The 23,385-nt window shown below is 70.0% G+C and carries 23 protein-coding genes and 1 pseudogene; 13 read left to right on the forward strand and 11 right to left on the reverse strand.

What is annotated here, in order from left to right; all coding sequences use genetic code 11:
* Positions 1-166: 166 nt before the first annotated feature.
* The 4 genes from STRIP9103_RS06565 to STRIP9103_RS06580 form a co-directional block, all read right to left on the reverse strand.
* A complete protein-coding gene (locus STRIP9103_RS06565) occupies positions 167-451 on the reverse strand; it encodes an acyl carrier protein (protein WP_009301333.1) in 285 nt (94 codons plus the stop codon).
* Between the two features lie 120 nt (positions 452-571).
* Positions 572-2,284, reverse strand: coding sequence for an acyl-CoA dehydrogenase (locus tag STRIP9103_RS06570; RefSeq protein WP_009301334.1), 1,713 nt, complete (start codon positions 2,282-2,284; stop codon positions 572-574).
* On the reverse strand, positions 2,281-4,029 hold the full coding sequence (locus STRIP9103_RS06575; RefSeq protein WP_009301338.1) for an acyl-CoA dehydrogenase family protein: 1,749 nt from the start codon (positions 4,027-4,029) through the stop codon (positions 2,281-2,283). The genes STRIP9103_RS06570 and STRIP9103_RS06575 overlap by 4 nt, the downstream gene beginning before the upstream one ends.
* Complete coding sequence (locus STRIP9103_RS06580; protein ID WP_009301326.1) at positions 4,026-5,780, reverse strand: fatty acyl-AMP ligase; 1,755 nt, start codon at positions 5,778-5,780, stop codon at positions 4,026-4,028. The genes STRIP9103_RS06575 and STRIP9103_RS06580 overlap by 4 nt, the downstream gene beginning before the upstream one ends.
* A gap of 139 nt (positions 5,781-5,919) precedes the next feature.
* On the opposite strand from STRIP9103_RS06580, the gene STRIP9103_RS06585 reads away from it, so the two are divergent.
* The 6 genes from STRIP9103_RS06585 to STRIP9103_RS06610 all read left to right on the forward strand — a co-directional run bounded on the left by STRIP9103_RS06585 (position 5,920) and on the right by STRIP9103_RS06610 (position 13,371).
* Positions 5,920-6,879 carry an ABC transporter ATP-binding protein gene (locus tag STRIP9103_RS06585; RefSeq protein ID WP_009301324.1) on the forward strand — a complete coding sequence of 320 codons (960 nt, stop codon included), beginning with the start codon at positions 5,920-5,922 and terminating at the stop codon, positions 6,877-6,879.
* Positions 6,879-7,763, forward strand: coding sequence for an ABC transporter permease (locus tag STRIP9103_RS06590; protein WP_078613819.1), 885 nt, complete (start codon positions 6,879-6,881; stop codon positions 7,761-7,763). Before STRIP9103_RS06585 ends, STRIP9103_RS06590 begins: the two co-directional genes overlap by 1 nt.
* Before the next feature lie 69 nt (positions 7,764-7,832).
* Positions 7,833-8,993: an LLM class F420-dependent oxidoreductase gene (locus STRIP9103_RS06595; protein ID WP_009301350.1), complete on the forward strand. Its 1,161-nt coding sequence runs from the start codon at positions 7,833-7,835 to the stop codon at positions 8,991-8,993.
* The gene (locus STRIP9103_RS06600; protein ID WP_009301332.1) at positions 8,980-9,690 is read left to right on the forward strand and encodes a thioesterase II family protein; all 711 of its coding nucleotides are present in this window, start codon (positions 8,980-8,982) and stop codon (positions 9,688-9,690) included. The genes STRIP9103_RS06595 and STRIP9103_RS06600 overlap by 14 nt, the downstream gene beginning before the upstream one ends.
* 61 nt (positions 9,691-9,751) lie before the next feature.
* Complete coding sequence (locus STRIP9103_RS06605; protein ID WP_009301345.1) at positions 9,752-10,576, forward strand: SDR family oxidoreductase; 825 nt, start codon at positions 9,752-9,754, stop codon at positions 10,574-10,576.
* Between the two features lie 92 nt (positions 10,577-10,668).
* On the forward strand, positions 10,669-13,371 hold the full coding sequence (locus STRIP9103_RS06610) for a non-ribosomal peptide synthetase (RefSeq protein ID WP_009301336.1): 2,703 nt from the start codon (positions 10,669-10,671) through the stop codon (positions 13,369-13,371).
* Positions 13,372-13,392: 21 nt separating this feature from the next.
* On the opposite strand, the gene STRIP9103_RS51285 is transcribed toward STRIP9103_RS06610, so the two are convergent.
* Positions 13,393-13,590, reverse strand: coding sequence for a hypothetical protein (locus tag STRIP9103_RS51285; RefSeq protein ID WP_234022135.1), 198 nt, complete (start codon positions 13,588-13,590; stop codon positions 13,393-13,395).
* Entirely contained in the window at positions 13,587-13,754 is a 168-nt protein-coding gene (locus STRIP9103_RS51290) for a hypothetical protein (RefSeq protein ID WP_234022136.1), read from the reverse strand. The genes STRIP9103_RS51285 and STRIP9103_RS51290 overlap by 4 nt, the downstream gene beginning before the upstream one ends.
* Before the next feature lie 82 nt (positions 13,755-13,836).
* Here STRIP9103_RS51290 and STRIP9103_RS06615 point away from each other — a divergent pair, with 82 nt between their 5' ends.
* The 4 genes from STRIP9103_RS06615 to STRIP9103_RS06625 all read left to right on the forward strand — a co-directional run bounded on the left by STRIP9103_RS06615 (position 13,837) and on the right by STRIP9103_RS06625 (position 16,427).
* Positions 13,837-14,643, forward strand: coding sequence for an IS5 family transposase (locus STRIP9103_RS06615; protein WP_048819821.1), 807 nt, complete (start codon positions 13,837-13,839; stop codon positions 14,641-14,643).
* Positions 14,644-14,832: 189 nt separating this feature from the next.
* Positions 14,833-15,210, forward strand: a complete 378-nt coding sequence (locus tag STRIP9103_RS06620; protein WP_009301330.1) for a hypothetical protein — start codon at positions 14,833-14,835, stop codon at positions 15,208-15,210.
* 376 nt (positions 15,211-15,586) lie between these two features.
* Positions 15,587-15,880 (forward strand): S1 RNA-binding domain-containing protein, encoded by a 294-nt coding sequence (locus STRIP9103_RS53410; RefSeq protein ID WP_078613820.1) that lies wholly within the window; start codon positions 15,587-15,589, stop codon positions 15,878-15,880.
* Positions 15,881-16,028: 148 nt separating this feature from the next.
* Positions 16,029-16,427: a hypothetical protein gene (locus tag STRIP9103_RS06625; RefSeq protein ID WP_009301352.1), complete on the forward strand. Its 399-nt coding sequence runs from the start codon at positions 16,029-16,031 to the stop codon at positions 16,425-16,427.
* Here the strand turns inward: STRIP9103_RS06625 and STRIP9103_RS06630 are convergent.
* Both STRIP9103_RS06630 and STRIP9103_RS06635 read right to left on the reverse strand, forming a co-directional pair.
* A complete protein-coding gene (locus tag STRIP9103_RS06630) occupies positions 16,409-16,864 on the reverse strand; it encodes a hypothetical protein (protein ID WP_141569830.1) in 456 nt (151 codons plus the stop codon). The genes STRIP9103_RS06625 and STRIP9103_RS06630 overlap by 19 nt on opposite strands.
* A 51-nt stretch (positions 16,865-16,915) precedes the next feature.
* The gene (locus STRIP9103_RS06635; protein WP_009301358.1) at positions 16,916-17,806 is read right to left on the reverse strand and encodes a hypothetical protein; all 891 of its coding nucleotides are present in this window, start codon (positions 17,804-17,806) and stop codon (positions 16,916-16,918) included.
* Between STRIP9103_RS06635 and STRIP9103_RS06640 the strand changes: the two genes are divergently transcribed.
* Positions 17,784-18,239 carry a hypothetical protein gene (locus STRIP9103_RS06640; RefSeq protein ID WP_009301343.1) on the forward strand — a complete coding sequence of 152 codons (456 nt, stop codon included), beginning with the start codon at positions 17,784-17,786 and terminating at the stop codon, positions 18,237-18,239. The two genes, STRIP9103_RS06635 and STRIP9103_RS06640, sit on opposite strands and share 23 nt — an antisense overlap.
* A 30-nt stretch (positions 18,240-18,269) precedes the next feature.
* On the opposite strand, the gene STRIP9103_RS49800 is transcribed toward STRIP9103_RS06640, so the two are convergent.
* The 3 genes from STRIP9103_RS49800 to STRIP9103_RS06655 form a co-directional block, all read right to left on the reverse strand.
* Complete coding sequence (locus STRIP9103_RS49800) at positions 18,270-18,530, reverse strand: DUF6207 family protein (protein WP_009301328.1); 261 nt, start codon at positions 18,528-18,530, stop codon at positions 18,270-18,272.
* Positions 18,531-18,670: 140 nt separating this feature from the next.
* Positions 18,671-19,255: an RICIN domain-containing protein gene (locus STRIP9103_RS06650; protein WP_009301348.1), complete on the reverse strand. Its 585-nt coding sequence runs from the start codon at positions 19,253-19,255 to the stop codon at positions 18,671-18,673.
* Between the two features lie 806 nt (positions 19,256-20,061).
* The gene (locus STRIP9103_RS06655) at positions 20,062-20,484 is read right to left on the reverse strand and encodes a VOC family protein (RefSeq protein WP_009301322.1); all 423 of its coding nucleotides are present in this window, start codon (positions 20,482-20,484) and stop codon (positions 20,062-20,064) included.
* Between the two features lie 159 nt (positions 20,485-20,643).
* Here STRIP9103_RS06655 and STRIP9103_RS06660 point away from each other — a divergent pair.
* Together STRIP9103_RS06660 and STRIP9103_RS50560 are read left to right on the forward strand one after the other, a co-directional pair.
* Positions 20,644-21,632 (forward strand): annotated as a pseudogene (locus tag STRIP9103_RS06660) (helix-turn-helix transcriptional regulator).
* A gap of 250 nt (positions 21,633-21,882) precedes the next feature.
* On the forward strand, positions 21,883-22,473 hold the full coding sequence (locus STRIP9103_RS50560) for a helix-turn-helix domain-containing protein (RefSeq protein WP_048819816.1): 591 nt from the start codon (positions 21,883-21,885) through the stop codon (positions 22,471-22,473).
* The last annotated feature ends 912 nt before the right edge of the window (positions 22,474-23,385 follow it).

Here is a 23,385-nt window from a genome sequence, read left to right on the forward strand (position 1 = left end):
GGTCTCGGCCACGGCTGCTCGACCGCGCGGGTCAGCAGGGCGCGGTCCACGGGGCCGGGGACGTCGTAGTAGATGCCGCAGGTGTACAGGGGGCTGTCGGGGGCGAGGCGCTGGGCGACCCACACCCCTTGCTGGGCCGCGGTGAGCGGTAGCGCAGTGTTCATCGTCAGGCCTGCTTCTCGCTCGTGTGTGCCGCCGGGGACTGCCCGCCGAGCAGTTCGGACAGGGCCTCGCTCAGCGCGTCGATCGTCGGGTGGTCCCAGGTCAGCGCGTCGTCCACGGTCACCTCGAACTCGTCCTCGATGTCGGCGGTGATGGCCAGCGCCGTCAGGGAGTCCAGGCCGTAGCCGGCCAGCGGCACGGACGTGTCGATGTCCTGCGGCGAACGGCGCAGATAGGTCGCCACGCGCTCGGTCAGCCAGGTGTGCACGTCACGGTTGCCAGCGGTCATGAGGGTGTTCACTTTCTTGAGCGGAGGATGAGGAGCAGGCCGGGGCGCGGGGCGGCAGGTCGCCTCCAGGTGGGCGAGCGGGTGCCGGACCGCGTACGGGCCTGAGGTGGCCGGTGGGTCTCAGACGGCGAGTGGTCTTGCGGTCAGGCCGAAGGAGCGGCCGGTGTCGCGGCGGTCCAGGAGTTCGGTGAGGAGCGGGTCCTCGACCTGGGCGGGCAGCGGGCCCGGCCGGTGCGTCCCTCGGGCCGAGCGGTGCAGGGCCGCGCGCAGCCAGGCGGGGTCGGCGAGGAAGTTCCCGGGCTCGGCGTGCCGCCAGACCTGGACACAGGCGGTCCGGGACAGCAGGCGGACGTACCGGGTGACGAGGTCGTAGTACTCGGGGCGGGCGTCGACACCGAGCTCCACCGGCGACAACTGGCCGCACACGCCCGCCAGTTCAGCCAGTTCCGCACGATCGGCGGCGACGACGTCCCGCAGGTCGGCGTGCTCGGGCGCCCAGGGCGCGTCGAGAAGGGCGTGCAGCGAACCGGCGATCGGGTCGCGGCCCGCGGCGTGCAGGGCCAGTCGGTCGTACGGCAGCGGCGGCAGCGGCTCCGCGAGGGTGTACAGGTCGGCGGGAGCCTCCGTGCCGGGCCGGTCCCAGGTGCGGCGGGCCAGCAGGGGAAGCTGCGGGAGCAGGCTCATCTGACAGGCGGCGCGCGCGATGTGCCCGAAGCCGACGGGGGCGAGGTCGCGCAGCAGCTTCTGGAACAGCGCGGTCGGACCCTCGCGCAGATAGAAGTGGGCGCCGAGGAGTTCCGCCAGCCGGTCCATGGCCTCCAGCAGCAGCCGGGACACCTCGAACTTGACCGCGGAGGCGTACACGCTCGCCGCGCCGGGCACCAGGTGCAGCGCACGGGCACCGACCGCGCCGAGCACCTCGGCACGCAGCAGGTCGGCGAAGACGCCGGCCAGCACGGAGCGGACGTGCGGCAGGGCGGTGGCGGGGCCGCCGTAGAGCCGGCGCCTGGTCAGGTGGTCGACGGTGAGGCGCAGTCCGGTGTCGAGGATGCCGGTGGCCATCGCGGGCAGGACCGTGCGGGTGATCTGCAGGGCCTTCAGGGCCGTCTCCAGTCCGGAACCGACCGGGCCGAGGACGGCGGAGGCCGGCACGGGCAGGTCGTCGAAGCGCAGCCCGCCGAGCTGGACTCCCCGCATGCCCACGGTGCCGAAGCGCGGCAGATCGTTCAGACGGGCGGGGTCGGCGCTCGCGCGGTCGACGAGGACCAGGGAGTGGCTGCGCGGGCCGGGGCCGGGGTCGGTGCGGGCGAGGACGACCATGGCGTCGGCGCGCGCGATGTTGGTGACGACCTCCTTACGGCCGCTCAGGCGCAGGCCGTCCGGTACGGCGGTCGCTTCGAACTCCGTGCCGGCCATGTCGTTGCCGTGCGCGAGCTCGTGGAACGCGATGGCGATTCGGCGGCCGTCGAGGAGCAGGCGGGCGGCGTGCTCCTTCTGGGGTTCGGCTCCCGCGGTCCACAGGGTGACGCCGGCGATGAGCGAGCTGGCGCCGTAGCCGAGGCCGAGCGCGGGGTCGCGGCGATAGAGGGCGCGCATCACCTCGGCGAGGTGGTCGGCCCGTTCGAAGCGGCCACCGAGCTCGGGCGGGACGAACTCGGCGTTCAGTCCGTAGGAGTGCAGCAGGGATTCTCCGGCGGCGAGCATCTCCGCGCGTTCGTCGGCGGCGAGGATCGCGGTGGCGCCGGTGGGGTTGGCCGGGTCGGAGAGGCTGCCGAGGAGGTGCTCGAGTTCGTCGGCGCGTTTGGGGGCGAGGCCGGTCGTGGTGGTGGTCATGCGGCACCTCCCCAGAGGGTGAACTCCGTTGCGGGTGTGGTGAGTACGACGTCGGCCAGGGCGTCGAAGAGGGTGGTGGCATCGTTGTCGTGGGTGTCGTCGGAGCCGTAGGTGTCGGCCTCGCCCAGCAGGGCCGTCAGGCAAGCCCGTAGCCACAGGCCGTCCGCCCCGAGCTGGCCCGTGCGCAGGGGCGGGTTCTCCAGCCACAGGAGCAGACAGGCGGCAGCGGCGTAGGCGCGTTCGTAGGCCTCGGCCAGGCCGAACGCCGTGCTGGGCAGTCCGCCCGCGACCGGGACGAAGTCGGCCGACTCCCTTTCCAGACGGGCGAGTTGGGCGAGCAGCCGGTCGATGAGGGGGGCCGCCTGCGGTGGTCCTTGGTCGCGTATGCGCGCCGCCGTGTCGGGCAGGGCCTGCACCGCGCTGCATCCCGTGACCGACAGCATCGTCAGACGGTCGCGGTCGAACCGGGGCAGCGGGGCGGTGAGGTCGGCGGCTGCTCGCAGGCCTTCGGCGTCGGTGCGGCGGCGGCTCAACTGGCGTGTCAGACGTGGCACTTGGTTGAGGAGGGCGGCGCGGTTGACGACCGTGCTGCCGTCGAAGATCGCGCAGATGCGGTGGTCGCGCTCCAGCTTGGCGAAGCCCCCGCCGGGCGGTGAGGTGAGGAAGCCGCGCACGCCGAGGAGTTCACCGAGGGAGGTGAGGGTCTCCTGGGTGAGTGTCGGGACGTATGCCTTGGTGAGGGCCGAGATCGTGCTCAGTTCGCCGGGCAGGGTGTGCACCGAGCGGGCGGAGAGCACGCTCACGGCCTCGACGATCAGTGCGGCGGCTGCCGCCCGGCCGAGGATGCGCCGTACATGCGGGACGTCGGCGAGGCGGCGGCCGTACAGCTCGCGACCGGTCGCGAAGTCTCGGGCCAGCCGCAGGGCGTGGTCCGTGGCGCCGAGGGAGAGCGCGGTGCAGGCGATACGGGTGAGCTGGAGGGTCTTGAGGACCACGGCGATGCCGTCGCCCTGCTCACCGACGAGGGCGTCGGCCGGCACCGGGGCGCCGTCGAGGGCGAACCCGCTGATGTCGGCGCCCCGGATGCCGTGCGTCCGGACCTTCGGCAGGTTGCGCCAACTGGCCTCTGGCAACTGGTTCTTGTCCACGAGGAAGAGGCTGAAGCCGCGTCCGCCGCCCGCGGGGTCGGTGCGGGCGAGGACACAGGCGAGGGTGGAGCGGGTGGCGTTGTTGATGAGCCACTTCTCGCCGGTGAGCCGCCAACCGCCGCCGCTGCCATCGCCATGACCGTTGGTATTACCGGTGCCGGTGCTGGTGCCGTCATCGGCCGCGTCCACGTCCGTGTCGGCCACCGCCGTGAACTCGTTCGCCAGCAGGTCGGCCCCGTGGTCGCGCTCGGTCAGCCCCCAGCAGACCGCCTCGCCGGCACGTACGCGCTCGGCGAGCCGGGCGGCCTGGTCCGGGGTGCCGGCCACCCACACCGGGGCGGCCCCGAGGAACGTCTTGCCGTGCGCGATGGCCACGGTGAGGTCGCGGCGGGCGACGGCGCGCAACAGCCGTACCGTCCGGCTGAAGTCGCCGTCCGGGGTGAGGACGTAGTGGGCGGGCAGCCCGGCGTCGTCGAGGAGGCGGACGGCGCCGTCGGGGAACTCCTCGCGGTCGTCGAGTTCGGCGAGCACGTCGGAGGCGAGGACGTCGTCCTCGTGGGTGGCGAGCAGGGTCTCCAGATCAGCCGTGGTGGTCATCGCGCGGTCACCCGCCGGTGCTCGGCGAGGGCGGCGGTGAGCAGCGGGTCCTCGGCGAGGTGCAGGGTGTCCAGTTCGCCGGCGAGGTAGAGGGCGCGCATCGCGGAGCGCTGCACCTTGCCGCTGGTGGTGCGCCGTACGCCGGCGGGCCTGACGAGGGCGACGGCCGCGACCGGTACGCCGAACTCGCGGGCGACGGTCTGCTTCATGTCGACGGCGATCTCGCCGAGCCGTTCGGCACCCCAGTGGGCACGGATCTCGTGCACGGCGACGATCGCGGGGGCGGTGTCCACGCCGTCGTCGTGCCCGACCATGAAGGCGGCCCCGTGCAGGCCTTCCAACTCCTCGTGCTGGGAGCGCAGTTCGTACTCGATGTCCGCGGGGTGCAGATTGCGTCCGTGCAGGACGAGGACGTCCTTGCGGCGGCCGGTGATGTACAGGTCACCGTCGAGCAGGCCGCCGAGGTCGCCGGTGCGCAGGAACGGGCCGCGTCCGTCGCTCGTGCGGGCGTGGAACGTGACGTTGGTGGCGTCGTCGTTCTCCCAGTAACCGGCGGTGACGCAGGGGCCGTCGAGCCAGATCTCACCGATGCGGCCGTCGGGCAGGGCGTCCCCGGTGTCGGGGTCGACGATCAGCGCGTCGGATCCGCTCGGTGCCCCGCATCCGACGAGGACGCGGGACGACTCGTTGCCGGTGGCCGGCCGCAGCTCCCGGTTCTCCAGGGCGGCGGCGTCGACCTCGGTGCGCAGGGGTGGCCGCCCGGCGGTGCCGGAGGCCATGAGCGTCGCCTCCGCCAGGCCGTACACGGGGATGAGCGCCTCGGGCCGCAGTCCAGCGGCGGCGAACCGCTCGGCGAAGGCGGTGACCACGTCGGCGCGTACGGGCTCGGAGCCGTTGGCCGCCTTGAGCCGGGACAGGTCGAGCGTGGCGAGCTGCTCGTCGGTGACCCGGCGGACGCACATCTCGTATCCGAAGTCGGGTGCGGCGGTGAAGTTGACGTCGCAGGCGTCCAGCATGCGCAGCCAGTGGTAGGGGCGGCGCAGGAAGGACATGGGGTCCATCTGGACGTATCCGCTCCCGCACAGGAGGCCGGGAAGCATCAGGCCGATCAGCCCCATGTCGTGGTACAGGGGTATCCAGCCGCCGTACGTCGTGCCGCTGTCGTTGCCGAACATGCGGACCATGCGGTCCACGTTGGCGACCAGGTTGCCGTGGGTGACCATGACGCCCTTGGGGTCGCCGGTCGAACCCGAGGTGTACTGGAGCAGGGCCAGGGTGTCGGGCGACACCTCGGGAGCGGTCCAGGCGTCCGGGTCCCCGTCACCGGCGTCGGTCGGGTGGCAGACCGCGCCGACGACGCCTTCCTCGGCGATCCACTTCTCGACGTCCTGGAGATCGCTGCGCTGCGTCAGTACGGCGCGCACCCCGGCGTCGCGGGCGATGGCGGCGAGCCTGCGGCGCTCGTGGCGGTAGCGGCCCGGCAGTGGGGCGGGGACGGCGATGACGCCGGCGTGGATACAGGCGGAGAAGGCGGTGGTGAACTCGATTCCCGGGGAGTAGAGGAGCAGGACCCGGTCTCCTGGGGAGAGCCGTTCCTGGAGCCAGGAGGCGATGCGCCTTGAATGCAGATCGAGTTCCGCGCGGTCGCGCACTGTCCGTCTGATGTCACTGAAGTCCGAAACGAAGGTCACGGCCGGCTGCTGCGGATTACGCGCTGCCTGTTCCCTCAGCGTCGTGAGTAATTCTCGCACGACAGAAACCGTACAGAATCACGACCCTCGAACCAGTAGTGAAAGGTTCAAGCAACCGTCAAGCAATCCCATCGAACGCACAAGGAAACTTGACCGTTCCATGATCGACTTCGATCATCGGCGGACGTAGAACGGATCTGTGCATACCCCAACCGCGCCGGCCGTCGCCGTACAGGGACTACACAAGAAATTCAAGGAGAGTCACGCCTTACGCGGCGTCGACCTGGAGGTGAACCCAGGCGAAATCCTGGGACTTCTAGGCCCGAATGGAGCTGGAAAAACCACACTGGTAAAGATTCTTACGACCCTCCTCAAACCGGATTCCGGCCACGCTTTCGTGAATGGTTGGAATGTGACGACCAAGCCGGAAAAGATCCGCTCCACGATCGGATTGGCCGGCCAGTATTCGACGGTCGACGGCCTGCTGACCGGCTTCGAGAACCTGTATCTCATCGCGAAACTGCGCGGTGTGGGCCGCCGTACGGCCCGCCGTCTCACGGATGACCTGCTGTCCCGGTTCCGGCTCACCGACGTGGCGGGGCGCCCGGCCGGCACCTACTCGGGCGGCATGCGGCGACGGCTGGATCTGGCCGCAGCGCTCGTCGGTTCCCCACCCCTGGTCGTCCTGGACGAGCCGACGACCGGGCTCGACCCCGAGAGCCGGTTCGACACCTGGGAGGCGGTCGGTGAACTGGTCGCCGGCGGCACCACCATCCTGCTGACGACCCAGTACCTGGAGGAGGCGGACCGCCTCGCCGACCGGATCACCGTGATCGACCGGGGGCAGGTCGTGGCGGAGGGCACCAGCGACGAACTGAAGGCAGCCGCCGGCAACCGGCTCGTCGTATGTGTCGCCGAGGACCACCAGCTCGACGCGGCGGCTCGCGCCGTGCGGCGGGCCACCGGCGCCACCCCGACGGTGGACCGTCGTGCCCGGCGCGTGGAGGCAGCCGCCGCCGACGGCCGGGCCGCACTGGGCCGCGCCCTGACCGCACTTGAGGGCGAGCAGGTCGAGGTGCTGGAGATCGGGCTCAGCCGCTGCACCCTCGACGACGTGTTCCTCGGCCTGACCAGCCGCGCCCGGCGGGAGGCGGCGTGATGACGGCGACCACCGAGGTGCGCGGCACCCGCGCCCCGCGTCGACAGGCACCGGCGACCGGCCCCTCCCCCACCCGCGTCCGACGCAATCCCGTCCTGCGCGTGCTCGCCGAGAGCGCCGACCTCGCCCTGCGCAACCTGCTGCATCTGCGGCGCACTCCGGGGCTGCTGATCACCTGTCTGGTCGAGCCGGTCGTGTACGCCATGCTCATCGGGTACGTCTTCGGCAACAGCCTGGGCGGCCCGGCCTACCGCTCGTACATGGTGGGCGGGCTGCTCGCGCAGACGGTGGCCTTCACCACCACGTTCACCACGGTCGGGCTCTCCAGGGACTTGGAGCAGGGCATGGTCGACCGCTTCCGCGCGTTGCCGATCTCCCGCGTGGCGCTGCTGCTCGGCCGGACCACGTCCGACCTCGCCACCTGTGTGGCGAGCGTCGCCGTCACCACCACCTGCGGTCTGCTGATGGGCTGGCGTCCGCACACCGGGCCGTTCGAGGTCGCCGCCGGGGTCCTGCTGGCGCTGCTGTTCTCCTTCGCGATGTCCTGGATCGGCGTGTTCGTCGCCCTCATCGCGCCCAACACGCAGGTGGCGAACAGCCTCGGCCTGATCTGGCTGTTCCCGGCGACGTTCGTGTCCTCCGCGTTCGTCTCCGGTTCCTCCCTGCCCGGCCCGCTGTCCACCCTGGCCGCCTGGAACCCGATCACCTCGCTGGCGGGCGCGCTGCGTCTGCTCTTCGGCAACACGCCACCGCCCGGCTTCCGAGTGCAGCAGGACTGGCCCGCCCAGCACCCCGCGCTGTACACGACAGCCTGCTCGGTGCTGCTCATCGCCGTCTTCGTCACGCTGTCGACCTGGCGCTACCGCACCCGCACCAGCCGCTGACCGCGACCGCCCTCGCGCCACCACCGGGCCGGGCCGCCCCCCCGCGCCCGCCCCGCACAGGAGCCCCCCATGACCATCCCCACCCTGCGCCTCGGCCTCAACCTCGGCTACTGGGTAGGCGGCAACGACGCCTCCAACCTCCCGCTCGCCTCCCTCGCCGAGGACCTCGGCTACTCGGCGGTGTGGGTCTCGGAGGCCTACGGATCCGACGCCGTCACCCTGCTGTCCTGGATCGCCGCCCGCACCTCCCGCATCGACGTCGGCAGCGCGGTCCTCCAGATCCCGGCCCGCTCCCCCGCCATGACGGCGATGACCGCCGCCACCCTCGACACCCTGTCCGGCGGACGGCTCAGGCTCGGCCTCGGCGTGTCCGGACCCCAGGTCTCCGAGGGCTGGCACGGCGTCAGATTCGGCTCACCGCTGGGCCGTACGCGGGAATACGTCGACCTGGTGCGCCGCGCGCTGCGCCGGGAGCCCCTGGAGTACGCGGGCCGCCACTTCACGCTGCCGCTGCCGGACGGCCCGGGCAAGGCACTCGCCCTGACCATCCGGCCGCAGCGCGAGCGGATCCCCGTCTACCTCGCCGCGCTCGGACCGAGGAACCTGGAGCTGACCGGGGAGATCGCCGACGGCTGGCTTCCGGTGTTCTTCTCCCCCGCCCACGCCGCCCAGCAGTTGGCGCCGCTCAAGTCCGGCCTGGCGAAGTCGGGGCGCGCCCTCGACGGATTCGACATCGCCCCCGGCGTGCCCCTGGTGACCGGCCCCGACTGGCGGGCCTGCGCACGCCGGGTGCGGGGGTACGCCGCGCTGTACCTCGGCGGCATGGGCGGGCGAGAGGACAACCACTACACCCAGCTGGCCGAGCGCATGGGCTTCGGCCCTCAGGCCCGTGCCGTCCAGGAGAGGTTCCTGGCCGGTGACTACCCCGGCGCCATGGCCGCCGTACCGCTCGAATTCCTCGACGCCACCTCGCTGCTCGGGCCGCGGGAGCGGATCGCCGAGCGGATGACGGCGTTCGCCGAGGCCGGTGCCACCACGCTCAACGTCATGCCGGTCGGCCCCGGCCTGCCCGGCCCGGACCGCGCCGCCGGGGCGCTGCGCACCGCCGTCGAGGCGGCGGAACTCGCCGGTCTGCTCGCCTCCGACCCGCGCCCCGCAAACCCCCGCCCACAAGGCACGCACGAAGCACCCCACTCACAAGGAGAGACCCGCACCCATGACCACGCATGACAAGACCAAGCTGATCTGCCTGCCGTACGCCGGGGCGGGCGCCTCCTTCTACCGGCCCTGGCAGGCACTGGCCGGAGACGCGGTGGAGATCGTGCCCCTGCAACTACCGGGCCGCGAACGGCTGATCGACGAGGAGCCCTACCGGGACGCGCACCAGGCCGTCGACGGTCTCCTGACCGAACTGCGGGAGCGGCTCGGCGACGACGGCGGCAGGGTGGCCCTGTTCGGGCACAGCCTCGGCGCGGTGCTCGCCTACGAACTCGCCCACCGGCTGGCCGCCGAGCCCGGCGTCGAGCTGGTCCACCTGTTCGTCAGCGGGTCGCCGGAACCGGCCCGGGGGCGCGAGCAGCGGGCCACCGGCCTGTCCGACGAGGAGTTCCTCGCCCAGGTCGGCGAGTTCGCCGGCTACCACCATCCCGCGCTGGACGACCCGGAGATGCGCGAGATGATCCTGCCCGCCCTGCGCGCGGACGTCGAGATGCACGAGAACTACACGCCCTCCACCGCCCTCCCGCTGGACGCCCCGCTCACGGTCGTCCGGGGTGAGGACGACGACCTCGTCGGCTACGACGACGCCGAGTCCTGGAGCAAGGTCGCCGGCCGGGACTTCGAGCACGTCGAGATCCCCGGGGGCCACATGTACCTCACCGACGCCGCGCCCGCGCTGGTCCGGCTGATCGTCTCGACGGTCCTGTAGCCCCGCCCGCCGTCACCCTCCTCCCTTCCCCCAACGCACCTGATTCTTCAAGGAGTTCCCGATGCGTCTGCACGGCAAGTCGGTCCTCATCACCGGCGCCGCCCGCGGACTCGGCAGGGCCACCGCGCTCGCCTGTGCCGCCGAGGGCGCCGATCTCACTTTGCTGGACATCTGCGCCGACCTGCCCGGTGTGCCCTACCCGCTGGGCACCCCGGGGCAGTTGGCGCACACGGCCGCGCTGTGCCGGGAGGCGGGCGGGGCCGTCCTCACCGCCGAGGCCGACATCCGTGACCTGCGGGCCGTACGGGAGGCGGTGACCCGGGCCGAGGACCGGTTCGGCCGGATCGACGTCGCCGTGAACAACGCGGGCATAGCCGCGCCCTCGGGCAAGCCGGTGCACGAGATCGACGAGGAGGAGTGGTCCTTGATGATCGACGTGGACCTCTCCGGCGCCTGGCGGGTGATCCGCGAGGTCGGCAAGGCGATGAGCGCCCGGCGCGCCGGCAGCATCGTCAACGTCGCCTCCACCGCGGGCCTCGTGGGCTATCGGCACTTCGCCGGGTACGTCGCCGCCAAGCACGCCGTCGTCGGGCTGACCAAGGCGGCGGCGCTCGACTACGCGCCGACGAAGGTGCGCGTGAACGCGGTCTGTCCCGGGTCGGTGCGCGACGACGCGCAGGCCGAGGGCCGGATGCTCGCCGAGATCGCCAGGGCGCTCGAAGTGCCGGTGCACGAACACGAGAAGACCTTCGTCGAGGCGCAGCCGATGAACGCGCTGATCGAGCCCGAGGACGTCGCCGCCGCAGTGGTCTTCCTCGCCTCGGACGAGTCCCGTCAGATCACAGGCTCGGTCCTGACCGTGGACGGTGGTTTCAGCATCCGCTGAGCTCACGCCCGCAATCGCCCTTCCGAACGACTCCCCGGACAACCTCTCCGGAACCCCCGGAACAACTCCCCGCGCCAACAAGGAGTACGACCGTGTCAGGCCCCCTCCACCCCGCGGCCCGCTGCCACGCGGTTCGCGTCCGCTCGGACCGCTCGTCGCATCCGACGGCCCCTCCGGGACTGTGGATCGAGGACGTACCCGTGCCGGCGACGGACCCGCTCGCCGAGCGCCGTCGCGCCGCCGAACTCGCCCGCCCGACCGAGGGACTGCGCAGGGTGCTGCTGCGTTACGCCGACGGCGCCTGCGATCTGGTCCTGGTGGCCGCGCGGGACCAGTGGGACCGCGCGGCTCTCGGACGGCTGGCAGTCGGTGAGTCCGTCGAGCCGGAGGCCGGTGAGTCCGTCGAGCCGGAGGCCGGTGAGTCCGTCGAGCCGGAGGCCGGTGAGTCCGTCGAGCCGGAAGCGGGCCGCTCCGCCACCACGGCACTCGCACCCACGGCGTCCGCACCCGCACCCGCCTGGGGCTTGGCTGACGAAGGCCCCGCCCTCCCGCACCTCTTCGCCCTCGACGACGGCGGCGACGAGGCAAGCTGGCTCGCCGCCCTCGCCGTGACCCTGCGCCGGCACGACCCCGAGACCACCCCGGTCATCGGCACCGACCACGGCACCTTCACCGTGCCGGAGGCCGCCACGCTCGGTGAGCTGAAGCCCTCCCCCGCGGACGGACCCGCACTCGCCGGTCTGCTCTTCGACGAGGCGGAACTCCCCGGCGCGTACGTGCCGTGCCTCGCGCCGCCGTTCCCGCTCACCCTGTCGGTCTTCAAGGACGCGGACGGCTGGCGGCTGCGCTGCGACCACGTCAGCGGTCATGTCTCCACGGAGATCGCCGCGCAGTTCGCCCGGTACCTGGTGCGGGTGCACCGGATGATCCTCACCGAGCCCGGGACCGCGGTCGACGACGTCGATCTGCTCGACGAAGCCGAACACGACCGTGTAGCCGCACTCGGCCGCCCGTCCCGCCCGCTGGTCACCACCCCGGTGACCGTGCCCGAGGCGTTCGCGCGGATCGCGGCGGCGACACCGCAGGGCATCGCCGTGACCGAAGGCGCGGCCGGTCTCACCTACGGCGAGTTGGACGAGCGGTCGACCCGGTTGGCCCACGGTCTGCGCGAGCGCGGCGTCACGGCCGGCGACCTCGTGGGCGTCTGCCTGGAACGCACCGCCGAACTCGTCGTCACCCTGCTCGCCGTACTGAAGGCCGGCGCGACCTACGTACCCGTCGACCCGGCCTACCCGGCGGACCGCATCGCCCACACGGCACAGGACGCGGGACTGCGGGTGGTGGTCACCCGGCTACCGGAGTTCCCGGACGTCGCGGGCTGCGTGCCTGCCACTCCGGACGAACTGCTGGACGCCGCCCAGCAGTTCGCCGACGCCCCGGTCCCGCCGACGGCCACCGCGCCCGACGCCGCCGCCTACGTCATCTACACGTCCGGCTCCACCGGCCGCCCCAAGGGCGTCGAGGTGCCGCACCGCAACGTGATCGCCCTGATCGACGCCACCCGCGAGGAGTACGGCTTCGGCACCGACGACGTGTGGACCTGGTTCCACTCCAGCGCCTTCGACTTCTCGGTGTGGGAGATCTGGGGGTGCCTGCTGACCGGCGGGCGGCTGGTCGTGGTGCCGTACTTCGTCTCCCGCGAACCCGACCGCTTCCGCGATCTGCTCGTGGCCGAGAAGGTCACCGTGCTCAGCCAGACCCCGTCCGCCTTCGCCCAGCTGCTGGACGTCGACCACACCCGGGTCTCGGTCCGAATGGTCGTCTTCGGCGGCGAGCCCCTGGATGCGCGCATGCTGCTGCCCTGGTTCGACCGGCACCCCGAGTCGGTCTGCCGGATGGTGAACATGTTCGGCATCACCGAGACGACGGTCCACGTCACCCAGCAGACCCTCACCCGACGACTGGCACTCGCCGCCACCCGCTCCGTCGGACGGGCACTGCCCGGCTGGCACCTGTATGTGACCGACCCGTCCGGGCGGCTGCAGCCGCCCGGTGTGGCGGGCGAGATCTGCGTCGGCGGCGCCGGGGTCGCGCTCGGCTACCTCGGCCAAGAAGAGCTGACCGCCCGGCGCTTCGTCCCGGACCCGTACACCGGCGGCACCATGTACCGCAGCGGCGACCTGGGACGCCTGCGCCCGGACGGCCACCTCGAACACCTCGGACGCATCGACAGCCAGGTCAAGATCCGCGGCTTCCGGATCGAGTTGGACGAGATCCGCTCGGTGCTGCTGGAAGACCCGGAGGTTCGGGCGGCGGCCGTGGTGGTGCGGCGCGACGACCCGGACGACGCGGCCACCGCCAGGATCGACGCTTACGTGGTCCTCTCAGGCGGCGATCCGGTGACAGTCCGCAAGCGGGCCGCGGGCATTCTCCCCGACTACATGCTTCCCACCACGGTGACTGCCCTGGACACGCTGCCGCTGACAGCCAACGGCAAACTCGACACGGCCCGGCTCCCCGCACCCGCGACGCCCGCCGCGTCGGCCCGGGGCGCCGAGCCCGTCACGGCCGAGGACGAGCTCACCGAGCGGCTGCGGCAGATCTGGAGCGAGGTGCTCGGCACGCCCGTCGGCCTGGACGACGACTTCTTCGAGCTGGGCGGCAACTCCCTGTTCGCCGTCCGCATCGGGGCTGCCATGCGCGCGCAGGGCCTGCCGTCACTACGGCTGCGGGAGCTGTACCGCCACCCGACCATCCGCGGCACGGTCAGGAGCCTCGCCGCCGCGGACGGCTGAAGCCGGCGAGGTACGCGCCGGTCAGGCTGCGACCCAGTACGTGCTGTTGGTGAACTCGCGGATGCCGGCGACTGCGAGTTCCCGGTCGTAACCGCTGTGCCTCGTGCCACCGAAGGGCAGGTGTGGATCGGAGGCGATGATCGCGTTGACGAACCGCGCCGCTGGTGATCCGTCGGGCCGAGGCGACGCCACGGCCGGGTCGGCCGTCCATACGCTCAGGCCAAGTCCGTACGTGGTGGCGTTGGCAGGCCGTACGGCGTCCTCGTCGTCCGGGCAACGGTGATGGCGGCCGGCGGCCCCAAGGTCTCCTCGTCGAAGGCGGGTATGCCCGGGCCGGTGTCGTCCAGGACCACGAAAGCGTCCGAACCGCCCAGTTCCAGCACGGCCTTTAGGGGTCCTCGCAGAAAGATCGTGTTGTGGCACGGTGGAGATGTACGTGATCCCGTGTTGTTGTGGGGTGTGTCCATGGCACGGCGGAAGCCGTGGGAGGTCAGCGACGACTTGCGGGCGGTGATCGAGCCGCTGTTGCCGAAGCATGAGCGGCGCTTCCGGTATCCGGGGCGCAAACGGATCGATGACCCCAAGACGCTGCAGGGTGTGCTGTTCGTCCTCTACACAGGTGTCCAGCGGGAGTACCTGCCGCAGGAGCTGGGGTTCGGGTCCGGTCCCACCTGCTGGCGGCGGCCGGCCGAGTGGCAGGAGGCCGGGGTGCGGGAGGAACTGCAGCGGGTGCTGCCGGACGGGTTGCGGGCGGCGGACCCTCTCGACTTCTCCCGCGCCGCCATCGACGCCTCCCACGTCCAGGCCAAGCGGGGGCGAAGCAGCCCAAAGGTCGGCCCGGGCCTGGTTGACCGTGCACGGCCGGGCTCGAAGCATCACGTGCCGACCGACGCCCGCGGCACCCCGTTGCGGGTGTCGCTGACCGGAGGTCACCGTCACGATGTCACCCGGCTTCTGCCGCTGATCGACAGCCTTGGGCCGGTGCGGGGCAAGCGGGGCCGGCCCCGGCGCAAGCCCCGCACGTTATACGCCGACCGCGGCTACGACTACGACATCTACCGCCGCCGCCTGCGCGAGCGCGGCATCACACCGAAGACCGCTCGACGGGGCCGGCCACACGGCTCGGGCCCGGGAAAGGTCCGGTGGGTCGCCGAGTCCGCCATCGCCTGGCTCCACGGCCCTCGGCGCCTGCGAATCCGGTGGGAAGTACGCGACGACATGCAGATGTGCGGGCCGATACCTGCGTACTGCCCTGATCAGACTCCATCTTGAGGCGTCGAGCGTCACGACGAACTCACGGGTTGTTGCGCAGTGGGGCCGCGACCAGGGTCGATCACCTGTAGCGATCATTTCATCACCCTGATGGCGGTATCAGTTGGCGACCGCATTCACCTCGCTCCTATGGTGAAGCCCATGCGTTCAGGTGATTGAACGCGCGAACCTCACATGGGAGGTCGAACCATGTACCGAACCAAGCTCCTCGCCCTGGCCTCCGCCCCCGCGCTGGCCATCGGCCTGGTGTCCCCCGTCATGGCCGAGGTCGCGGCCGCACCGGCCATGCGGCAGTCCGCGCCCGCCCAGACCGACCCGTCTTCCGAGGGCGCCAAGCAATGGGGCCCCTGGGTCTCCATCCCGGCCGGCGCATACCGCCAGGCCTCCGCCTACTGCCCTCAGGGTCAGACAGCCACCGGCGGCGGCGGCCGGACCGAGGCCGGCGGCACCTCCAAGACCTACGTGGTTGACACCTACCCGAGGGGCACAAGGGGCTGGTACACCTCGTGGCGCAATACGGGAACGGCCAGCGAACGAGTGCGGGCCTACGCCCGTTGCGCCACCTGACGGCGAGCACGCACTCGGGCGCCGATCCGGTCTCCGCACCGCCGACTGCGGCGAGCGGGAAGACCTGGTGGCCCTCTTGCGCTCCCCGGCCTGAGCCGGGGGCGCGAGGAGGGGGCCAACCGGAATACGGCCGGAACAGGGAACCGCAGTAAATGCGGGTACCTGCTCTTGTCCAGGAGCCGTGCCCCCCACAAGTCGCCGTGAGGCTGGCGCGGTAAATGCGCGGTTTGCTGCGGCAGCCCGACGAGGCGTCACAACGTGCTGGCCTGCGGGCTCTTGGCCCAACGGCACCTTTCCCCCGTATTCCGGCTGGCCCCCTGGATACCGAGATGCGTGGTCAGGCGGTGCTGTCCCTGGTAGCTCTCCAGCCGAATCCATGGAGCCATGGAGCCTCTGGGCTGATCGCGCCGGCAGCGTTGTCCGGGGCCGAGTCACGAAGCTGGTCCCGTTCGGGATCTTCGTGAGGCTCGATGATGGGACAACAGGGCTGGTGCACCGCTCCGAGCTACCACCAGCAGGGCGGGAACAGGCGTTTCGTATCGGTGATGAGATGACTGTGCGAATCACTGAGGTCGATGTACCTATGCGGCGTATCCGTCTGTCACTCGCAGGGACGGACGATGTCGGGGCGGGCTCTGGGACCGACGCGCCACTGTGTAGGCGGCCCTGACGGCTCCCGCAGTCCACCGTTCGGAGCGCCAGGCGGGGCAGCCGGTTCAGTTCGACTGAGCCGCGCGAGGCGCGGAGTGGCCCAGCGCCCCGGCAGGCCCCCGCCGAATCCTGTAGCAACGCCCGCGTTCGCTACCTACAGTCGCCGCATGGCCACCAAGGACGAGACCCCAAGTCAGCTCGACATCATCGTGATGCTCGAAGACCAGACCAGTGCCTGCAAGGCAGCACGCGACGCCATCGCCGCCGGCGGCGAGGTAATGCTTTACGACGGACAGCCGCCGCAGTGGATGGTCGCCGGCATCGCTGCAGCGAGGCTGAGGCGGTCGTTGAAGATCGGCCTGACGACCCTCGGCCTCGACGAGACCGTTGAGATCCTCCTCGCTCGGCACCGCGACGAGCAACTGCGTACCGGCAACATCGTCGCAGCAGACTGGTCCTGGTTCTTCACCCCGTACTTCGACGCCACCGGGACCGAGCTCTTGGCGTGCAGCGGCGTCAAAAACGAGCGTCCCTCGCAGGATGACGGTCAGAAGCTCCAGCAGTAGAGGCCACCACCCGTGTTCACCGCAGACGCTGCGAGACAGGCAATTCCCTGCAGGACCGCCAGCAGATCATCGTCGGTCATGTCGTCCCCGTCCTCGGACCAGAGCCGCGTGGTCCAGCGACCTGCAAGCTCTTCCAGTTCGGCGGAGCTCGCGTTGGCCAACGCCCGGGTCAGCCGCTGTGGCAGAGCGAACACCTCAACGCCATCGTTCAGGGGTGCGGTGACCCACTCCGGCCACGGCCGCCACGCATGGAGCTGCTCAAGCGGCGGGACCTCGACCGAAGGGGCCTCGAAGTACATGTCCCACTCGGCAATGGCACTGTCCGGCTCAATAAAACGGCAGGTCACAGACTCAAAGGCCTCACCAGGTCCCCGCAGGCGCGTCGCAGCGGCCGCCTCGTCGTCGGGGGCGAGGAAGAACACTATGTCGTGGGCCATCCGAGCATGATGGCAGCCCGCCGAGCAGACACGGGTGCTGCGTAATCGGTCTCAGCCGTCTGATCGGCGGGCCACCTCGGCTGCGTATGCGGTCCGGACGGCCCCGGCGGCCCAGCGCTCGGCAGCTGTGGGGCTGATGCCGAGCAGGCGCTGAAGGACCACGGGCGGCATCTGTGTACAGAGATCAAGCAGGGCCGCGCATGGTCCGGCTTCGGTAGGGAGTCCGATCTTGCGGAGGCGCCGGCTGAGCTGTTTGCTGCCCAGTGGCGTGCCAGGTCTCTGAGTCGGAAAGAGCCAGGGTGCGTTGAGGTCGTTCGACATCACGGTGTGCTGGTGGTTGTTGGCGATATCGACGAGTTGGAGGACCAGGCCGTCGAGGGGTGGTGGCGGCCTCAGCGGGGTCCTGTTGAGACGGAGGGCGACGCCGTTCTCGTCGTGGATGACGTGTGCCGTGGTCGGTCGGCAGGCCCTCGCGAGGTACTGGCCATGGAGCAGGACCATCAGCCCGGCGACGCGGTCCTTGGTCTCGATGGAGTCGTCGCTCAAGAGCCGCCGGGCGGTCGCCCAGCGTCCATCGGCGTCGAGCGGGCGGTGGAAGACCCTCCGCGGCCGGGCCGGGATACCGATTCCGGAGGCGCACTTGCTGCGGACCGCCCATCGGACGAACGGTCCCGCGTCGTAAGGGCCTTGATGGTTCTCGGAGGTGAGCCGGAGGTCGACGAGGGGCTGTCGGCAGGTCGCCAGGGTTTCCCCGTGCCCCTTGATCCAGTTCAGGAAGGCGATGGCCTTGGCGATCCGGGCCTGGGCGATGTCGCTGGCGTAGGCGGAGATCGGTTTGCCGCGGGCTCGTCGCCGGATACGTGCGATGCGGTCCCAGCGGGCGCAGGTGGTGATCAGACGGCGGTCTCTCGAACGCCGGATGGACGAGACACTCCACGCCACGTACGACAAGGCCGTGGACGCTGGGGCTTCGAAGGCAGAGACGGCGGTCGATCATCTCCGTGCAGCGTTCTCCGAGGCGTACGGGATCAAGCCCGACCCGAGCGCCGCCTACTCCCGTGCTGTCAAGGCCGTTGAGGCCGTCGCCAACCCGCTCTTCCTTCCCAACGCGCCCGAGCCCACCCTCGGCAAGGTGCGTGATCACCTGGATCAGGGGCGGCACAAGTACGAGATGGTCATCTCCGACAAGACGGGGGCGCCCGCAGACATTGACGCGGTCGTCGCGAGGATCAGCCTGCTCTGGCACGGGCAGCGGGACCGCCATGAGGGAGGATCCACCAGCGCTCCCGTGACCCAAGAAGTTGCGGAAACGGCCGTGGACACGGCCGCGATCCTGGTCCACTGGATCTCTAGCGGCAGCATCCGGAAGAAGTAGGCGCGGCAGGGTGCCCGCAGCGGCACCCGCTTACGAGTCGAGCGGCTGGCACAGGTCCAGGTAGCAGCGCAGCCGTACGCCGGGCTGCCCCGCATCCCGCGTCGTCTGCTCCGCTGCGGCCGTCGCCCACCGGGCGGCGAGCAGCTGCTGGAAGGCGAGCACGGTGGCGTCGGCGGCGGCGACATCGACGACGAGCAGGCCCGCTCGCTCACGTGCGTCTCGTGGACCGGGTCCATGTACGGCACTACGCCCAGGCGCCCATGGAGAGTTCCGCCGCAGCCGTGTCTTCACCCGACCAAGTGGCGGGCCTCAGTCTGCTTCGACAGAGAGCGTCGTACTGGAATCGGCGTCGGCATACGGCCGGGCCGGCCCTGTCGCCGGATTCGTCGACAGGGCCGGTCGAGAGCGCGTCAATCCTGCCTACGGGAGGACTACTCGCCGCCGGAGAACGACCATGAGCCGCCCCTCCCTGAACCGTCCGACTGGGTGGTCACAAACCACCCGAACTCATCCGTGTACAGATACATGCCGGTGGCCACGTTCCTTACCTTCGTGCCGTTGGAAGCCTGGATGTAGTCCCACTTCTGATAGTTGCCACCGTTGCACTGCATGTAGTACACATCGCCGGCCGCGTTGCTGTCGAGGCACTGATTCGTGTACGCCTTGACGATTTCGGCCCCTCTCCGGTCCCACAGCTGGTTCCGATCCCCGAAACGGCAGTCTTCGCCGACCACATCCCACCTGCCAGGGGAGAGCTCGGTCGTCTTGGCGGTGATGCACCTGTCCTGCCCCACCGAGTAGTCCATCCTGATCCAGGTGTTCTCGGTGGCGCTCGCGGTCGGTGCGAACAGTGCCGCGTTGGCGACGGACGCGGCGATCGTCGCCAAGGTGACCATGAATATCCTCTTGGGCTTCCGGTTCATGCCTGATTCCTCTGCTCGGTGCTCGATGCTCAGTGTTTCGATGCCTGGTGTTCGATCGGTGCGGCCGCTCTCGAATCTCCTCATGTACGTCATGTCGATTTCCTCCGCCTGGTCACGCTCTGCGAGTGCCTGGGATACATGTCGGGCCCATGGCAGGCCGTATACCTTGCCTTGTTTCGGGTTCAACTCGGGGTGATGCCATGCTGGGCTTGCCTCCCCGGGAGCAGGGGTGAGTTCTGGCCCCGGGAGGGATCGCCCCAAGCGCTGCACTGGGCTACGAACTCATGCCGAAGCCGCCACCGCGCGTGTGGGGCGGAACCCGGCATCAGTGCCCGGATGAACTACTGGCTCTGCCCCTGGCCTCGACAGTGGTGCCCTGCCGGTTCAGGAGCGACCCCAAGGAACAGGCTGCGCCTTCCGCTGTCGACAGGGGGCCGGCCAACGCCAGTTTCTGTGGTGCACAGGCCAGGGTCCTTTCCGAGGTTTGTTGATGTGTTCTCACCGCCGTGGTGTCGGCACGGCGTTGCACGGTTTCCGGAGGGTCAGTCCGGCACTTGGACGACCGGAGCTTGTGGGGTCATCCGTCCCAACCGCAAGCCTCATGGGACAGTTTGGGACGCTGGCACGCCGAAATGCGGTCTGACCAGGGCGTATTCAATGGCCCGGGAACACTGAACGGGACACGGATGGGACGTAATACCGACGCGGCCTGATCCCGGGGAGGGCCGCCACATACGGCCCTCCCCAGATGGTGGTTCCGATCGGCGAGTCCGTTGGCTCGCGAGGAGCGAGTCCCATGTCGAGGCCGTTCGGTTGCTCCGGCGGCACTGGGACCGGCCGGAGTGGTGCTGCTGAAAGCGCTGCCCACGATCAACCATCTGTGGATCGCGAAAAGCCACTCAGCCGTTGTACGGGGCGGTGACGTCCAGGACCCAGGTGACGCCGAAACGGTCGCAGAGCATGCCGTACAGCGGCGCCCAGGGCGCGGGCTCCAGCGGGCGCACGACGGTCGAGCCCTCGGCGAGCTTGCCCCACAGGGCGCTGATCTCCTCGGCGTCGTCACCGCGTACGGAGACGAAGAACGGGTTCCCGCCCTGGTTCCAGGGCAGTTGCGAGGGCACGTCGTAGGCCATGACGTGGAAGCCGTTGTCGCCGGCCACTTCGCCCCACATCACCCAGTCCGCCTCGCTCTCGTTCTGCACGGCGCCCGCGTCCTTGTAGGTGACCGCGACGGTACGTCCGCCGAAGACGGACTGGTAAAAGTCCAGCGCCTCACGTGCTGTGCCCCGGAAGTTCAGGTGAGTGGTGGTCGTGACGGACATGACCTGCTCCTTGCCTCGATGTGACGAATACGCCGCCGACCGTCCAAGCCCCAGTGGCGGCTGCCGTGACCAGGAGCGATGCCTCTCGAACGGCTCGTAGGCCACCATGGCGGAGGTAGAGGACAGGCTGTGTCCTGTAGCGCGGTGAAGATGGATCTCATGCATAAGACATCCGCCCGGCTGCTCTCGCTGCTTCAAACGCACCGTGACTGGTCCGGCGAGGATCTCGCCAAGCGTCTCGACATCACCTCGCGCACCGTGCGCCGTGACATCGACCGCCTGCGCGAACTCGGCTACCTGATCACGTCCGTCAAAGGACCGGCCGGCGGCTATCGCCTGGAGGCCGGCACTCACATGCCACCCATGCTGTTCGACGACGCCCAGGCCGTCGCCCTGGCCGTCGCGCTGCGGACCGCAGCCACCGGCACCACCGTCGCCGAAGACGCCACCCGCGCCCTGGCCACCCTCCGCCAGGTCATGCCACCCCGTCTACGCCACCGCATCGACCTGCTGCGCATCACCGCCGTCCAACCGCCCGCGGCCCGCGACACCCCTCAGGTCGACACTCAGGGCCTGGTGGACCTGAGCCGAGTCATCCACGCCCGCGAGGAACTGCGCTTCGACTACACCCCCGACCCAAGCACCTCAGCCGACAACCCCCGCCGCGTACAACCCCACCACCTGGTCACCTGGCGTCATCGCTGGTACCTCGTGGCCTGGGACCTCAACCGTGAGCACTGGCGCACCTTCCGCGTCGACCGCATCCGGCCCCGCACACCCACCGGCCCCCGCTTCGCCCCCCGCGAGCTTCCCGGCGGCAACGTCTCCACCTTCATCACCAGCCGATTCCGCGGCAACGACGGCACCACCACCGACTGGCCCTGCCAAGGCGAAGTCGTCCTCCGCCTCCCGGCCGCCGACGTCGCACCCTTCGCCCAGGACGGAATCGTCGAGGAACTGGCCCCCACCACTGCCGACTCGCCCTCGGCTCCTGGTCATGGACCGGACTCGCCGCAACCATCGGCCGCTTCGACACCGATATCGAAGTCATCGGCCCACCCCAACTGACCACGGCATTCGAAGACCTCGCCGCCCGCTACGCCCACGCCGCACGCACCACGGGACCAGAGATCGGTCCGACGCCGTGAGAACAAGACGTACCGCCCCGTCAGCCGTCCGTGGACCCAGCAGTATCCAGGGCCCTCGCTCTCGTCAAGCGCTCCACGGCTCCAGCTGATCGGAAAGTGTTCCATCTGGCCCGGCCGCCCTCATCGCATACGGCGATCTACCGGCCCAGTTCAGGAAGTGTCTACTGCTGGATTCCTCTTTCGGTGGTTTCGGTGGGTATAGATGCAGGTAGCGGGGCGGTTGCGGGTACTCGGGGGCGGGTGCTGGGGCATGGTGCTGCGGGCATGGCCGGGCCGTGACGTAGACGAGCAAGCGGTGGTCCACCGTCTGGCGTCGGCCGGAAAAGCGCCGAAGGCTCTGCTGGAGCGATGCCGGATGGTGGAACTGAGCTGGGACAGGTGGCTGGTCCCGCAGATCGCCAACGAGCTGAGGTGCAGTCAGAAGACGGTGCGCCGCCGGCTGCACCGCTTCAACCGCTCCGGACTGCAGGGCCTGGAGGATCTGGGCGGGCAGGGCCGTAAACGAAGGATCACCGAGGCCGAACGCTCCCGGATCATCGCTCTGGTCAAGCAGACCCCGTCCGGCCGGCTCGAGGTCCAGCCGTCGAATGACGTGCGGGCGCCCGACGAGGCCGGACCGGCGGAGTGGACACTGAACGCGCTGGCCGCCGCTGCCCAGGAGCTGGGCATCCAGGCGGGCCGTTCCCAAGTGCGCAGAATCTTGTCGGCCGAGGGTGTGCGCCGGCGCCGCACCCGCTCCAAGGACCCCGACGTCGAGGGAAAAGGACACGGATCATCGAGCTCCACACCAGCCCGCCCGGCGGCGCGACGGTGGTCCGCGCCGACGAGCTCGGACCGGTGATCCCGCGCACCTTCCCGCCGGCACCGGGCTGATCGCCGGACGGGCGCCGCATCAAGAACGAGATCGATTACTCCCGCGGCCCGGAGAAGACCTGGGTCTACGGTGCCCCGCGCCCCAGGGACGGGCAAGCGGTCACGACGACCGCCACCTCCCACAACAGCGCCTTCTACCAGCAGTTGCTTCAACTGGTCGAGGACGCCAACCCCACCGGGGGCATCTACATGATCACGGGCGACCTGTCCTCGCACAACAGCGTGTCCACCCGCACCCGGCTCGAGGACCCACCAACGCATCAAGCACGTCTTCATCCCGGTCGGCGCCCGCCGGCTCAATCTCCAAGAAGGCTGATGGCGCATTTTCCGCCAGACAGCTCTGGCCGGCTCCTTTCGCGACCGCGACCACATCAGCCACGCGACTCGCGTCGCGACCGACCAGCCCAACACCCCCGCCCGGCCCTGGATCTGAGGCAGACCCGCACCACCTACCAGGCGCTCACGCCGCCGCTATGTGTACAACCTTCGAGGAATCCAGCAGTAGTCGCTCAGGTCCGGCCCGTCTCTTTCCCGTCCGCTCCCCCGCCTCACGTACCAGGCAGGAAAAGCACCTGATGGAGGAGTCGAGTCGATGTCCGATACTGATCGTTGACATGAGAAGACGAACAGGGCTACGTTCGGCTCACCCAATAGCTGCTCACATCATGGCAACAGATATCCAGTACCGAGTTCTGCGACAAGCGAGGCGCGGCAGAATATCTCGACATGGGCCGCTGTATCCGACCGAAACAGCATCACGCAACGGGCGAGAGGGTAACATGGCCGGCGCTTATCCACCGAATCTCGGTCCTGCCTTTCCATGGGACTGCCGTTGACGTCAGCAGCGACTGTGTCCGGCGTCAGCTCACGGAATGCAAGT

Origin of the sequence: Streptomyces ipomoeae 91-03, from assembly GCF_000317595.1 — a bacterium.
GTDB classification, from domain to species: domain Bacteria; phylum Actinomycetota; class Actinomycetes; order Streptomycetales; family Streptomycetaceae; genus Streptomyces; species Streptomyces ipomoeae.